Origin of the sequence: Paracoccus sp. MKU1 (genome assembly GCF_001447385.1) — a bacterium.
In the GTDB taxonomy this organism is placed as follows: domain Bacteria; phylum Pseudomonadota; class Alphaproteobacteria; order Rhodobacterales; family Rhodobacteraceae; genus Paracoccus.
Genome location: NZ_LLWQ01000051.1, coordinates 1 through 14,716, shown reverse-complemented (window position 1 = coordinate 14,716; position 14,716 = coordinate 1). Strand labels below are relative to the sequence as shown.

12 protein-coding genes and 1 pseudogene are annotated in these 14,716 nt (G+C 64.7%); 4 read left to right on the top strand and 9 right to left on the bottom strand.

Features of this window, described 5'->3' with window-relative positions; genetic code table 11:
• The 9 genes and pseudogenes from AQY21_RS03100 to AQY21_RS03060 form a co-directional block, all read right to left on the bottom strand.
• Nucleotides 1–433, bottom strand: a pseudogene (locus tag AQY21_RS03100) (electron transfer flavoprotein subunit alpha/FixB family protein); the annotation flags it as partial.
• Complete coding sequence (locus tag AQY21_RS03095) at nt 433–1,191, bottom strand: electron transfer flavoprotein subunit beta/FixA family protein (RefSeq protein ID WP_058096363.1); 759 nt, start codon at nt 1,189–1,191, stop codon at nt 433–435. The gene AQY21_RS03095 and the pseudogene AQY21_RS03100, both read right to left, overlap by 1 nt.
• Nucleotides 1,191–3,023, bottom strand: coding sequence for an oxepin-CoA hydrolase, alternative type (locus AQY21_RS29565; RefSeq protein WP_082657954.1), 1,833 nt, complete (start codon nt 3,021–3,023; stop codon nt 1,191–1,193). Before AQY21_RS29565 ends, AQY21_RS03095 begins: the two co-directional genes overlap by 1 nt.
• Nucleotides 3,020–3,457, bottom strand: coding sequence for a PaaI family thioesterase (locus AQY21_RS03085; protein WP_058096362.1), 438 nt, complete (start codon nt 3,455–3,457; stop codon nt 3,020–3,022). Before AQY21_RS03085 ends, AQY21_RS29565 begins: the two co-directional genes overlap by 4 nt.
• A complete protein-coding gene (locus tag AQY21_RS03080) occupies nt 3,457–4,563 on the bottom strand; it encodes an acyl-CoA dehydrogenase family protein (protein ID WP_058096361.1) in 1,107 nt (368 codons plus the stop codon). The genes AQY21_RS03085 and AQY21_RS03080 overlap by 1 nt, the downstream gene beginning before the upstream one ends.
• Before the next feature lie 4 nt (nt 4,564–4,567).
• On the bottom strand, nt 4,568–5,752 hold the full coding sequence (locus AQY21_RS03075) for an acyl-CoA dehydrogenase family protein (RefSeq protein ID WP_058096360.1): 1,185 nt from the start codon (nt 5,750–5,752) through the stop codon (nt 4,568–4,570).
• Between the two features lie 4 nt (nt 5,753–5,756).
• Nucleotides 5,757–7,847 (bottom strand): 3-hydroxyacyl-CoA dehydrogenase NAD-binding domain-containing protein, encoded by a 2,091-nt coding sequence (locus tag AQY21_RS03070; protein WP_058096359.1) that lies wholly within the window; start codon nt 7,845–7,847, stop codon nt 5,757–5,759.
• 11 nt (nt 7,848–7,858) lie between these two features.
• Nucleotides 7,859–9,046 carry an acetyl-CoA C-acyltransferase gene (locus AQY21_RS03065; RefSeq protein ID WP_058096358.1) on the bottom strand — a complete coding sequence of 396 codons (1,188 nt, stop codon included), beginning with the start codon at nt 9,044–9,046 and terminating at the stop codon, nt 7,859–7,861.
• A gap of 5 nt (nt 9,047–9,051) precedes the next feature.
• Nucleotides 9,052–10,542: a class I adenylate-forming enzyme family protein gene (locus tag AQY21_RS03060; RefSeq protein ID WP_161905900.1), complete on the bottom strand. Its 1,491-nt coding sequence runs from the start codon at nt 10,540–10,542 to the stop codon at nt 9,052–9,054.
• A 394-nt stretch (nt 10,543–10,936) separates the two neighbouring features.
• Between AQY21_RS03060 and AQY21_RS03055 the strand changes: the two genes are divergently transcribed.
• From AQY21_RS03055 to AQY21_RS03040, 4 genes are all read left to right on the top strand, one after another.
• Entirely contained in the window at nt 10,937–11,728 is a 792-nt protein-coding gene (locus AQY21_RS03055; RefSeq protein WP_058096357.1) for an IclR family transcriptional regulator, read from the top strand.
• Between the two features lie 345 nt (nt 11,729–12,073).
• Nucleotides 12,074–13,297: an ABC transporter substrate-binding protein gene (locus AQY21_RS03050; RefSeq protein WP_203416352.1), complete on the top strand. Its 1,224-nt coding sequence runs from the start codon at nt 12,074–12,076 to the stop codon at nt 13,295–13,297.
• 63 nt (nt 13,298–13,360) lie between these two features.
• Nucleotides 13,361–14,236 (top strand): branched-chain amino acid ABC transporter permease, encoded by an 876-nt coding sequence (locus tag AQY21_RS03045; protein ID WP_058096355.1) that lies wholly within the window; start codon nt 13,361–13,363, stop codon nt 14,234–14,236.
• The coding region (locus tag AQY21_RS03040) for a branched-chain amino acid ABC transporter permease (protein WP_161905898.1) at nt 14,236–14,716 on the top strand (481 nt) is incomplete at its 3' end. The genes AQY21_RS03045 and AQY21_RS03040, both read left to right, overlap by 1 nt.

Below are 14,716 nucleotides of genomic sequence, written 5' to 3'. Positions count from 1 at the left end.
AGACCTTCTTCGCGTCCCGCGACTTCACCACCTGGATGGCGTTGCCGGCATAGATCGGCCGCTCGAAGGTCTCGGCGTCGAGGATGGCCGAGACATCCGACAGCACCATCACGTCGAGCAGCGCCGCGACGCGGGGCATGACGTTCTTGGCATCGGTGGTCGCAGGCGCGGCGATGTGGTCGTAATCGCCGGCCAGGCCGACGATCAGCGCCGCGGTCGGCTCGGCCAGGCGGTGACCGTAGAGCGGGGCCTCGGCCACCAGCACCTTCGCGACGCCGGCGATCTTCGCCGCCTCCTCGGCGGCCGCCTTGGCCTGCGCGCCGGCGCAGAGCACCGTCACATCGCCCAAGGCCTTGACCGCGGCCACCGCCTTCGCCGTCGCGTCGCGGTTCAGCGCCCCGTTCGTGACTTCCCCAAGCAGCAGAACAGCCATCAGATCACCCCCGCTTCTTTCAGCTTGCCCATCAGCTCGTCCACCGAGCCGACCTTGATGCCGGCCTTGCGGCCCTCGGGCTCGCGCACCGAGACCACCTCGAGCCGCGGCGCGACGTCGACGCCGTAATCGGCGGCGGTCTTTTCATCGAGCGGCTTCTTCTTGGCCTTCATGATGTTCGGCAGCGAGGCGTAGCGCGGCTCGTTCAGCCGCAGGTCGGCGGTGACCACCGCCGGCAGCGCGACCTCGATGGTCTGGAGGCCGCCGTCGACCTCGCGCGTCACCTTGGCCTTGGCCCCTTCGATCTCGACCTTGCTGGCGAAGGTGGCCTGCGCCCAGCCCAGCAGCGCCGCCAGCATCTGGCCGGTGGCGTTCATGTCGTTGTCGATGGCCTGCTTGCCGGCGATGATCAGCTCGGTGCCTTCCGCCCTGGCCACCGCGGCGAGGATCTTCGCCACCGCCAAGGGCTCGATGTCCTGCTGCACGTCGTCCGCGGCGACCACCAGGATCGCCCGGTCCGCGCCCATCGCCAGGGCCGTGCGCAGCGTCTCGGCCGCCTGCTTCACGCCGATCGAGACCGCGATGATCTCCTCGGCCTGGCCCGCCTCCTTCAGACGGATCGCCTCCTCCACCGCGATCTCGTCGAACGGGTTCATCGACATCTTCACATTCGCCAAATCGACACCAGACCCGTCGCTCTTCACGCGCGCCTTCACGTTGTAGTCGATCACGCGCTTCACTGGCACGAGAACCTTCATCAAGTTACTCCCTTACATTTCCGGAAACTTGCGGTGCGATCCAACGCTTCGAACAATTCCATCCGCATCTGCGCGACAATATTCGCCAAAGGTTCGGTCTTGCTGATTGCACCCAGACTTTGCCCAGCCGAAAGGATGCCTCGGCTGACATCTCCGCTTTCATAGGCGCGGCGGCCAATCATGCCGCTAACCAGTGGCATGAGATCTTCGATAGTCGCGTCAGGGCGGGCGGTTTCCAATGCCCGCAGCTCGCGCATCGTGTCATTGGCCAGCGCCCGCACCGTATTACGGACCGTGTGCATTCCCAGCGCCGTGTCATTCTCTCCGGCCCTGACCAGTGCCTGCTTATATGCGTCATGCGCCCAGATCTCGTCAGCCACCAGAAAGCGGGTGCCGACCACGGCACCGGCACCGCCCATGGCAAGGATCGCCGCCACCTGGGCGCCGGTGCCGATGCCGCCGCCGATCAGCCACGGGATGTCCAGTCTTGCCCCGGCAAGCCCGGCATTGACGAAACTGCCGATCAGGTCGAGCCCCGGATGGCCACCGCATTCGGCGCCGACAATTGCGACCGCATCCACACCGATCTCTTGCGCCTTGACGGCATGGCGAAGGCTGGCAACCTTGTGCAGAACCTTGATGCCGGCCGCACGGGTAATCGGCAGATAGGCTTCGGGGCTGCGTCCAGAGGTTTCGACGAAACGCACCCCCTCTTCGGCGACAAGACGGAATATCTCCTCCGTGCGATCGCTCTCAACCAGCTTGGGCAGCATCGAGATGTTCACACCGAAGGGCAGATCTCCCGCCATTTCACGGCAGCGACGGATTTCGACGCGCAGCGCCTGCGGATCGGGAAAGCTTGCCGCTGTGATGAACCCCATGATCCCAGCCCTGGCCGCCGCAGCGACATAATCGGCGTTCGACAGCCACATCAGCCCCCCGGCGATGATAGGCAAACGCATTCCGAAAAGCCGGGTGACGGGCGTCTCGATCCCCTGCGGTGGGGCAGTGGCAGGCAGCCGAGGGGAAAGGACCGGCACAGCCGGAAAGGCCGGAAGGCGGCGCTCGCGGAAGGCGCTGATGCCCTCAGCCGCCTCGGCTCCGCCAAGCGCCCGCGTCATCGCGGCTTTCTCGGATTCAAGCTGGTCGTCGAAGCTTTGCTCGGAAGCGCCGTCGAGAAGCGCGAGGATCGCGGATTGCGCCCCTCTCGCCCCCTGGGCCAGTTCCGACGCCAGGTCCAGCGCGGCTTGGAATGCGGACCCCGCGGGGACGATGCGGTTGACGACACCCAGGTCCGCAAGCCGCCGCGCCGGGAAGCGCCCGCCCAGGAGGGCCAGCTCAGCCGCGGCCTGCGGAGGCAGGGCTCGCAGCAGCGAAGCCGTGCCGCCGCCATCCGGCACCAGCCCGGCCTTGACATAGGCCATGGAGAAATAACTGTCCTCTGCCGCGACGATCAGGTCGGCGGCCAGCGCGAGCGAGGCACCGGCTCCGGCCGCACCGCCCTCGATGGCCGCGATCACGGGCTTGGGACAGGTGCGGATGCGCCGCATCAGCCGGTGCAGTAGCTCGATCCGCGCGGCCCTTTCCCCGGGCGGCAGGACAGCACGGGTGGCCAGCAGGTTCAGGTCTCCGCCGGCGCAGAAGAAGCCGCCCGCCCCCTGCAGGACGATATTGGCGATGTCAGCTTCGGCCATGGCGAGATCCAGCCCGGCATGCAGACCGTCATAGACCGCAGAGCCGAGAACATTGCGCTTTTCCGGCACGTTCAAGGTCAGCACAAGCGTAGCGGCATGGCGCGCGAAAAGCACCGGTTCGTTGGAAGACAAACTCATCGGCTCCTCATCAGTCGAAAGGTGGCGGAACCGGTCGCCAGCAGGCGGCCGGCATCATCGCGCAATTCGGCCTCGGCGAATTTCAGGCTGTGCCCGCCGCCGGTCACGCGCCCGGTGGCGGTGACGCGCCGCCCCGGCCCGACACCGGCGATGAAGTTCACCGACAGCGTGACGGTGACCGCAGGAACATCAAGATCGCCGATCTCCTCGCGGATAGCGACGCCGCAGCTATTGTCCAGCAGCATCGACACGAAGCCGCCATGCAGCAGGCCCAACCGGTTCAGGTGTTGCGGTCCCACTTCGAGCGAGCAGGATCCACCCTCGCTCCCGGCCCCGGCCGCAGCCGAACGATAGCCGACCAGTTGGCGCGCACCGGAGCGATCGACGGGAAGCAGATCCCCGTCTCCGGCGCCCTTGAGCGCGGGATCGTTCATCACGCGGCCTCGGCAGGGGGTGCCCCGGGCTTCAGGCGGATCATGCGCAGGACATGATCGTTGCGGTCGCCAAGCTGGTGGTCGATCATCACCAGACGCTTGGCGTAATGCGAGCCAGGATATTCCCAAGTCATGCCGATGCCGCCATGCAACTGGATCGCTTCCTCGGCGATCCAGCTGCCCATCCGGCCGATCAGGTTCTTCGCCATCGAGACGGTCCGCGCCTGCGCGGGCGTGCCATAGGCCGCGACAGCCGCAATGGTGATCGAGCGGCATTGCTCGCGTTCGACCACCATGTCGACGACGCGATGCTGCAACGCCTGGAAGCTCGCCAGAGTCCGGCCGAACTGCTTGCGCTGCCTGAGATAGTCGATGGTGATCTCGATCAGATGCGACATCGCCCCCACCGCCTCGGCGCAAAGCGCGATGCGGCCAAGGTCCAGCGCATCCTCGACCAACTCGGCGCAATCCGTCGAAAGGCATTCGGCCTGTAACCCGTCCAGCACGATGTCGGCGATGCCGCCGCCATCGATCATCGGCGCCGCGATCGATTCGGGCGCATGGATCAGAAAGAGACCAAGCGCCGCATTTTCGCCGGCGTCGGCCAAGCGTGCGACGACCAGCACCAGATCGGCTCCGGGCGCGCCATAGACGGCAGACTTCCGCCCGCTCAAGCGCCAAACGTCGCCCTCGCAGCGTGCCGTAGCCTGGAGACACGAAAGATCACATGCGACCTGCGGCTCAGAAACCGCCAGTGCAACGCGAGTTTCGCCGTCGATCACGCGCGCGGCCAGATCGGTTTGACCAAGGGCAGCCAGCAGGCGCAAACCCAAAAGCGTGCCGAGCATCGGTTCGGAGCAAAGCCCGCGGCCCAGTTCCTCGAAGATCACCGCAACGTCATCGGCCGTACCGCCGTAACCGCCTTGGCCTTCTGGGACGAAAGCTCCGATCACGCCCAGTTCCGCCAGGGCCGACCAGGTCTCGGGGGCATGGAAGGGCGCCGCATACGCGGTGCGGTTTCTCGTTTCGATATCGTAGTTCTCGGCCAGAAAGCGGCGCAGCGAATCGGACAGAAGCTGATGGTCTTCGGACAGATTGAAATCCATCGGATCACTCCTTGAACAGTTCTTTCGCAACGATGTTGCGCTGGATTTCATTGGAGCCGCCAAAGATCGACAGCTTGCGGTGGTTGAAATAGACCGGCGCAGCACGGGCCGCATCGACCGGCACGGTCAGTTCGTTTTCGGACAATTCATCCGCTATCGGCGCCGCCTGCGAGCCTAGCGCGGAGCGATAGAGATTCTGTAGCATCTGCCGCACCTGGGTGCCTTTAAGCTTGAGCAGCGAGCTTTCGACACCGCCCGCCGCCCCGTCGCGGGCATTGGCGAGCATGCGCAGATTGGTGATGCGCAGAGCCTCGAGTTCCGCCTCGATCTCGGCCGCGCGGGCGGCATGGAGCGGACTGTCGGAAAGACGGCGCCCATCGCGGGTGATTTCTCGGGCCAGCCGATGGAAACGTTCAAGCTCTTTGGTGGCATAACCGATGCCGGCGATATTTGTCCGCTCATGCGTGAGCAGGTATTTCGCGATGGTCCAGCCCTGGTTTTCCTCGCCCACCAGATTGGCGACGGGGACGCGGACATCGGTGAAGAACACCTCGTTCACTTCATGCCCGCCGTCGATCAACCTGATCGGACGCATTTCGACGCCCGGCGCATCCAGATCCACCAGCAGGAAGCTGATGCCTTCCTGCGGCTTGCCCTGGGTCGAGGTGCGCACAAGGCAGAAGATCTTGTTGGCGTATTGGCCCAGCGTGGTCCAGGTTTTCTGCCCATTGACGACATAGTGATCGCCGTCACGGACCGCGCGCGTCCTGAGACTGGCAAGGTCCGAGCCCGCCCCGGGCTCGGAATAGCCTTGGCACCACCAGTCGCTGCCATCAAGGATGCGCGGCAGGATCTCGCGCTTCTGCTGGTCGTTGCCAAACCGGATCAGCACCGGGCCAAGCATGTTCAAGCCAAAGGGCGGCAGGCGCGGCGCGCTGTGAAGCGCACATTCCTCAGAGAAGATATGCCGCTCGACCGCCGACCATCCGGGGCCGCCATGCTCTTTCGGCCAGGTCGCGGCCAGCCATCCCCTTGCGTGCAGGATCGCCTGCCAACGCAGGATATCGTCCCGCTCCAGATCCTTGCCAGCAGCGACCTTCCCGGCGATGTCCCTTGGCAGTTCCCGCTGCAGAAATTTCCGCACATCTTCGCGGAATGCGCGTTCCTCATCGGTGAATTCCAGATCCATCCGCTTACTCCTTGTTCAGATCCGCGAAACTGCGCCCCGTTCGGGCGAGTTCGCGCAAAAGCGCAGGGACCTGCCAGTAATGGGCATCTTCCCTTGCATAGGTCTCGATCCGCTCGATCAGCGCCGCCGCGCCGATCCGGTCGGCATGGTTCAGCGGCCCGCCCAGATGGCGGGGGAAGCCGTAGCCGAACAGAAGGACCGCATCGACATCGATCGGACGCAGCGCGATCCCCTCCTCGACGACGCGGGTGGCCTCGGAGATCATCGCCGTCATATAGCGGGCGACGATCTCGCCGTCGCTGAAGGCGCGGGGAACGATGCCCCGTGCCGCGCGCTCGGCCTGGACGAGTGCCATGACCTCGAGATTGGGCTGGCGCGATTTCCCATCGCCATAAAGATAATAGCCGCGCCCGGCCTTGCGGCCCAGCCAGCCCCGCTCGCAAATGCGGTCGGCGACCTCGACATAGCGCTCTTCGGCCGGGCGGGTCGGCGCCTTGCGCTTGCGCGTCGCCCATCCGATGTCCAGTCCCGCCAGGTCGCCCACTGCAAAGGGGCCCATGGCAAAGCCGAAATCCTCTAGCGCGCGGTCGATCTGCTCGAAGGAGGCACCGTCGAGCAGCATGTAATCCGCAGCCTTGCGGTAATAAGCTAGGATGCGGTTGCCGATGAAGCCGTCGCACACGCCCGAACGCACGGCTACCTTCTTCATCCGGCCGGCCAGAGCCAGGGCGGTCGCCACCACCTCCGGCGCGGTCTTTTCCGCGACGACCACTTCCAGCAACCGCATCACATGTGCAGGCGAGAAGAAATGCAGCCCGATCACGTCCTGCGGGCGTGAGGTCGCGGCCGCGATAGCGTTCACGTCCAGATAGGAGGTGTTGGTGCCCAGAAGCGCGCCGGGCTTGCAGATCCGGTCCAGCCGGCCGAAGATCTCGGTCTTGACCGCCATGTCCTCATACACCGCCTCGATGACAAGATCGGCATCCGCCAGCCTGTCCAGTCCCGCCGTGGCGGTCAGCATGGCCAGCTGCCTGTCGCGCGTCTCGCCGCTGGCCTTGCCACGCCTGACGGCGCCGTCGAGGTTCCCGGCGACCGCGGCCCGTGCCGCCTCGGCGCGCTCCGGGGCGGTCTCGACCAGAGTGACGGGAATACCCGCTTGCAGCAAGGCTGTCGCGATACCGGCACCCATCGTGCCGCCGCCGATCACCCCCACATGCTCGATCAGGCGCGGAACGGCCGTGGTTTCGGGGAAATGCCGGGCCACGCGCTCGGCGTCGAAGGCATGAATCAGCCCCTGCCGGTCGGGGCTTTCCATCAGCTCCAGAAACAGCGCGCGTTCGGCCTTCAGCCCCTCCGCGATGGGCTCGGCCGCATGCGCGATGGCCTCGACCGCCTTGATGGGCGCGACCAGCGCCGGCCGCCTGCGCCTCAAACCCTCGATTGCTTCCAAGATGATCGCCGGGTCGATCTCGACCGCGATCTCGCCGGTCCGGCGGGTGGGCAGCTTGCCCTCGATCACCTGGGCCGCGGCGGCAAGCGCCGCTTCGCGCGGAGTACCCGTGTCGATTCGGTCCAGGATGCCCAGCGCAGCCGCTTCCTCGGCCGCCACCCGGCGCCCCGAGGAGATGATCTCGATGGCATTCTGCAACGCAACCAGCCGCGGCAGGCGCTGCGTGCCGCCCGCGCCGGGCAAGAGGCCCAGCGTCACCTCGGGCAGGCCGAGCTGAGCACCAGCCAGTCCGATGCGGGCATGGCAGGCCAGCGCCAGTTCCAGTCCGCCGCCAAGCGTCGTACCATGAACCACGGCAACGACCGGCTTGCCGCTGGCCTCGATCTGATCCAGCACGTCCGGCAGACTCGGCGGCTGCGGTGGCTTGCCGAACTCGCGGATATCGGCGCCGGCGGACAGGCACCTGCCCTTTCCATGAATGGCGATCACGTCGACCCGCGGATCACCATTCAGCACGGCGATGGCGTCGGAGAGCCCCTGCCGGACCGCCGCACCGAGCGCGTTGACCGGGGGATTGCCCAATTCGATCAGGCCGACGCCGTTCTCGATGCTGATTCCAACCGGATCATTGCTTGCTTCGGTCATCGTCCCCTCCGTCAGTCCATACGCTCGATGACCATGGCGATGCCTTGCCCCACGCCAATGCACATCGAAAGGCAGGCATAGCGGCCGCCGGTCCGTTCCAGCTGACGCATCGCGGTCAGGATGATGCGCGCACCCGAGGCGCCCAGCGGATGCCCGACGGCAATGGCGCCGCCATTGGGGTTCAGTCGACTGTCGGCCGGATCGAGGCCAAGCTGGCGGCAGCAACCCAGCACCTGGCTGGCGAAGGCCTCGTTGATCTCGATCAGGTCCATGTCCTTAAGCGTCAGCCCCGCGCGCTCCAGCGCCTTCGGCACTGCAAAAGCCGGGCCGATTCCCATGATCCGCGGCGGCACGCCGGCGACTGCACCCGAAACGATGCGCGCCCGCGGCTTTGGCCCCAGATCCCGGGCACCGATCATCAGCGCCGCCGCGCCGTCGTTGACGCCCGACGCATTGGCGGCGGTGACGACGCCGCCGACGAACAACGGCTTCAGCGCCGCCATTTTCTCCTGGGTCGTTTCGGGGCGCGGATGCTCATCCGCGTCCACCACCGTCACGCCCTTGCGCCCGAGAATCTCGATCGGCTGGATCTCGTCGCGGAAGAAGCCCTCGGCGCGGGCGGCTTCGAATTTCTGCTGACTGCCATAGGCGAAGGCGTCGCATTCCTCGCGGCCGATCCCGTAGTCGCCGGCCAGATTGTCGGCGGTCTGTGGCATGCTGTAGTCACCGAACCGCTCAGCGAACTCCCGATTGGGAAACCGCGTGCCTATGGTCGAATCGTAGATCTCCGGCTGGCGATGCCAGGGAGCAGGCGACTTGGCCAGCACGAACGGCGCCCGGCTCATACTTTCGGTACCGCCCGCGACATAGAGAGCGGCCTCGCCCAGAGTAACCGAACGCGCGGCATCCAGCGCCGCGGCCATCCCCGAACCGCAAAGGCGGTTTACGGTCAGCCCGCCAGCCTCCATGCGAATGCCCGAGAGCAGTCCCACGAAGCGAGCCACGTTACGGCTGTCCTCACCGGATTGGCAGACGTTCCCCAGGATGACGTCCTCGATCCGTTCGACCGGCAGTTCCGACCGCGCCACCAGGGCCCGGACCACCTGCACGGCAAGATCGTCGGGCCGGATCGTCGAAAGCGCACCCGCATGACGTCCGAATGGGCTGCGCAAGCCGTCATAGATGTAACCCTGCAACATCGCGTTCATTCCTTCTGTTCAAGCCGGTCGCGGAAGTGCTCCAGCAGCTTGCTCTTCAAGATCTTTCCGGTAGCAGCCTGCGGGACGGTATCGGCGATAACGATGCGCATGGGCACCTTGTAGGGCGCCAGGCGCTCGCGCAGCCAGTTGCGCAGTTCCGCCTCGGTCACTTCGGCCTGCGTCGTGACGAAGGCGATCACATCCTCATCGCCATCACGCGCCAGACCGACCACCGCGCTCAGAGAAACCGCAGGATGCAGGCTCAGCACCGCCTCGACTTCCGGCGGGTAGACGTTGAAACCCGAATGGACGATCAGTTCCTTCAGCCGCCCGACGATATGGATCGCCCCGTCGGGATCGCGACGGGCCAGGTCGCCGGTGCGCAGGAAACCGTCCTCGGTCAGCGCCGCGCGAGTGGCTTCGGGATTGCGGTAATATCCCTTCATCACGTTGGGGCCGCGCACCCAGAGTTCGCCCACGCCATGCTCGTCTGGATCATGGATGCGGATCTCGGTCCCCGGCACTGCCAGCCCGACCGATGCATCGCTGCGCGGACTGTTCAGCCGCGTGGTGGCAATGCCCGGCGAGGCCTCGGTCTGGCCATATCCGTTATGCAGCGGCAGGCCGAAAACCCGCTCGACCCGCTGCTTCACCCCCAGGTCCAGAGGCGCGCCGCCGGCATAGATATAGCGCAGGTTCTTATGCTCGAGCCGCTCGACTCCAAGCTCGGCCAGCCGGCGCAGCAATGCGGCAAAGACCTGCGGCACGGCCGGCAGGATCGTCACGTCCTCGCGGATGCGGTCCAACACCGCGTCCGGGTCGAAGCGCGGCATGGCGATGAGGCGTGAACCCTTGGCCAGCGCCGCCAGGAAAACCGAGGTCAGTCCGAAGATATGCGTCCCGGGCAGAACCGCCAGCGTGACGTCGGCAGCAGAAATGCTGCGCAGCGTGGAAGAAGTCTGGGCCATGAAAAGCAGGTTGCCATGGGTCAGCATCACGCCCTTGGGCTCGCCCACCGTGCCGCTGGTATAGATCAGCACTGCGGTCTGTTCCGGACCATCCTCGACCGGCTCGGGCGTAGCATCGCGCAGCGGCGAAACCAGCAACTCGCCACAGGCCATGTTACCAAGCGACACACCCCGCATCCGCTCGGCATGAGCGCGCGCGGCCGCAGAGACCTCGGGTGTGTAGATTGTGCAGCGGATATCGGCCACCTTGGCGAGCCGATCGACCTCGGCGGCGGTCAATCGCGCATTGGCCAGCAGCGTCCATGCATCCAACCGCCCAAGCGCGAGCGTCGCAACAAGGTACGTGACGCAGTTTTCGCTGAGCAGCATAACGCGGTCGCCGGCTCGAACGCCGTAAGCGGAAAGGCGCGCGGCCATGTCCTCAACCAGCCGGGAAAGATCGGCATAGCTGTAATCCGAGCCGTCGTGGTCGCTGATCGCGACATGCGACGGATCTCCCTTCAGCAGCAATTCATGGATACGCCTCACGGTCCCCCCTGTCTGCAACCCTTCGTGTGAGCCGGCCATGCCGCGGCTGATCCCCAGCCGCTTGCACCTCGGCGCCGGGACTCCCCGTTCCCTGCCCGCGTCGCCGCAACGGCCTTCTGCCTTGAGCGACTGCTTTGATCATTTTGCGAACATCAGTTTCGCATAGCGAGCAGATAGCAGTCCGGAATGGGCCACGTCAAGACCCTATTGCATCGCTCCTTCCACCCGCAGCATAGCGCGCCCAGGGTTCTGAAGGTCGGGACCGGTGCCGGCTTGAGCACCCGCTCGCCGAATAATATTTGCGAAATTCCCGTTTGCTTTGCGAAAGGTCTTGTTTGACTTGCCTGTCTCCGAGATGATCGGGACATCAAACATTCAGCCTGCGATAGGATTCATGACCGAAGATCTGATGCAAGACGACACCGAAGCGGGTGATCGTCAGTTCGTCACCGCCCTCGCCCGAGGCCTGGACATTCTGGGCTGCTTCAAGTCGGGGGACCGCTTCCTATCGAATCACGAGATCACGCGCCGCACCGGCCTGGCGCGGCCCACCGTCTCGCGGCTGACCCATACCCTGACCCGAACCGGCCACCTGATTCGCGACGACAAGAACGGTGAATACCGCCTGAGCCCCAAGGTACTGCAACTCGGCTTCAGCGTTTTGGCGGCGACCAACATCACCGAACGCTTCGCCACGGATATGGAAGCGCTATCCAGGGGGCCTAATCCCTATGTAACCGCAGCCTTAGCCGAGCGTGCCGGCACCCGCGCCGTCTATCTGGCCGCGTGTCGCTCGCATCAGGCAGTGTCGCTATCCATCGAGGTTGGCGCAAGGCTGCCACTGTTCTACTCCAGCATCGGACGCGCGATTCTGGTGGGCATGACAGCCGAAAAACGCGCCGAGATCCTGGCGCAAGGCATCCGTGAATTTCCCGGCCAGCGCCAGCGCATGGAAGACAGCGTCCGCGATGCACTGAAGGATCACGAGACCTACGGCTATTGCACCAGCTTTGGCGCCTGGAAACCTGAGATCAACGCCATTGCCGCACCGCTTCTGTCAGTGGATGGCACCACGGTCTATGGCGTTAACGTAGGCGGCCCTTCGTTCCTCGTCTCGCCCGAGGAACTGCACGAACACTATGGCCCGCGGCTGATCGACGTGGTGGCAAGCTTCAGCCGGACCTAAGGGCCGCAATCAATCCCCCTGCACACTACAGCGCCACCCGGACCGCCAAAGCGGTCCGGGACAGACAGAGGCTTGCCCGTCCCGGCGCCGGAACGCTGTTTCAACCGGATTGACATCAACACATGGTCCGTTCGCATTGCGAAATGATGGTTCATTATTATTGACAAGCTCCCCGGCGCATGTCATGTCCATGATGGGAGGCTGCATCAGCATTGGGAGGCTGCCGGCCAAGCGGGATGACCGCTCTGCGCCAGCGTTCCCGCAGGAGGGCTGAATGCTGATGCGCCGTAGTGCAGCGCGGAGGGGACCAGCGCGCTGCCACTCGAATACATACGGGCGAAGCTGATGGGCAACCTGCGGGGGCCCGCTTCCGAAGGCATGCGTCCAATAAAAATAGGTGAGGAGAATCAGATGATTGCACGAACGATATCTTCCGTCCTGGCGCTAACGCTCGGGCTGGGTGCGGCGAATGCCGATGAACTCATCATCGGTTCGCAGATCCCGCTGACCGGCGGCCTCGCCCGGGTCGGCGTGGGCATGAACGAAGGGATCCAGGTCGCCGCCAAGGTCTTTAACGAAACCCATGGCCAGCACACCATCAAGGTGATCACCATCGACGACGAAAGCCAGCCCGCCAAAGCCGTGGCTGCGATCGAGAAGCTGCACTCCCAGGGCGCACTGGCGTTTACTGGCGGCTATGGTTCGAACATCATCGGTCCGGCCTCGGACGCGGCCGAGCGGCTGGGCAAGGTCTACATGACCTCGGGGGGCGTCGCGACCGAGCTTTCCCATCGTGGCCTGAAGACCTTTTTCCGCATCGTTAACGCCGCCGGCTATGCAAAGGCGGTCGCAGGTCTAGGGGATGCGCTCGACCTGCAATCCTTCTCGCTGATCTATTCGACTCGGGAATCCACCCAGGAAGTCGCCAAGCTTCTGGAGGAGATGTGGACCGCCCAAGGCAAGAAGGTGACCATGCACCCCTTCGACCCCTCCATCGCCGACTTCAAGCCGGTGCTGCACAAGATCAAGCTGCAAGACCGCCCCGACGCGATCGCCATGGTCGGCTATGAGAACGATTATGTCGGCATCATCCGCGCCGCCAAGGTGCTGAAGCCGGACGTGAAGGCGATCCTGGGCACCTGGTCTCTGGCGACGCCGAAGATGTGGCAGGATTTCCCCGACCTGGTGAACTATACTTACGGCACGGCCACCCTGTCTTACCCGGCGCAGTTCAGCACTGCCGAGGAGCAGACCTTCGCCGAAGCCTACAAGGAAATGTTCGACAAGGAACCCGACTACCTGGGCACCTTCGGCTATGTGCAGGGGCTGCTGCTCTTTAACGCCGTCGCGGAAGCCTACGACGCCGGCACGCTGGATTCAGGCGGCGTGCAGGACGCCCTCCGCAAGGCAGAGCACAACACGCTGATCGGCAAGGTCATCTTCGACGAATCCGGAGACAATACGAATTTCGCCCATCGGATGGCCCAACACCAGGACGGGTCGATCGCCATCGTCTGGCCAAAAGAAAACGCCACCAGCGAGGCGAAATTCCCTGCTGTCCCCTGGTAAGCATCCGAAGCGCGCCGCCCCTTCCTGCGGCGGCGCGGCCCTTTCAATTCCAGGATATGCCGAATGTTCGATCTTGTCGCACAATCCGTGTTCTCGGGGCTGTTGGCCGGTGCCTATTACGCGCTGATCGCCCTGGGACTGGCGCTGGTCTTCGGGACCATGCGCATCATCAACCTGGCCCATGGCGAACTGGTCCTGCTGGCGGGTTACATCGCCTACACGGCCGAAAGCCGCTTCGGCCTTGATCCGCTGGCCGCCCTGCCGGCTGCAATCCTCATCGTGGCCCTCACCAGCGTGATCATCTATCTGCTGCTCACCAAGATCCGGATCGATCGCGAGATCAACTCGTTGATCCTGACCTTCGGCATCGCGATCATGCTGACCAACGGCATCCTGATGATCTGGTCGGCCGATATCCGCTCGACCGGATCGAGCTGGTATCTGGACGCGATCATCATCGGCGACACGCTATTTGCCATGAACACAGAAATCCTGTTCGCCGTGATCGGCGTGCTGGTCGTGGCCGCGGTCTGGTGGTGGCTGTCAAAAAGCTGGTATGGCCGTGCGCTCCGCGCAGTCTCGTCCAATCGCGACGCCGCGAAGCTGATGGGCATCGACCCCCGCACGACCGAGATCTTGTCCTTCGCGGTTGCGGGCATCCTGGCGTCGATCGCAGGGCTGGCGCTTTATAGCGGCAAGGTGATCGAACCGTCGCTTGGCCATGCGCTGACCATCAAAGCCTTTATCATCACGGTTCTGGCGGGCATGGGCTCGGTGCCGGGCGTGCTGATCGGCGCGGTGCTGATCGGCGTCGCCGAAAGCCTGACCGCGACGCTGTGGTCCTCGGCGCTGCAAGGCCTTGTCTCGATGCTGTTGTTCCTGATCGTACTGCTGGTCATGCCCTCGGGCCTGTTCGGTCGCACAAGGAGGCGTGGGTGATGAAACACCTTTCCCTGATCATTCTTCTGGCTGCCGCCTACCTGGCTGTGCCCCTGCTTTTCGGCGGCAACGACTATGTCATCGGCATCGTCGTCTCGGCGCTGACCATCGCGGGCATCGCCGTGGCCTGGGCCATGCTCGGCAATCTGGGCGGCATGATCTCGTTCGGCCATTCGGCCTTCTTTGGTGTCGGCGCCTATGCCTCGGCGCTGCTGGTGATGCGCGTGGGGCTGCCGGTCTTTCCGTCGATCCTCGCCGGTGGGCTGGTCGCCGGGGTGATCTCGATCCTGACCATGCCGACGCTGCGTTTGCGCGGACCCTATTTCGCGCTGGCCATGCTGGCCTTTGCCGAGATCTTTCGCATTCTCGCCATCGAGATGCGTTGGCTGACCAACGGTTCGGGCGGGCTGCTGTCGATACCGCGCCTGCCGGCAGTGTTCGGCATCGACTTCGGTTCGCGCCTGGGCGGCTATTTCGTGG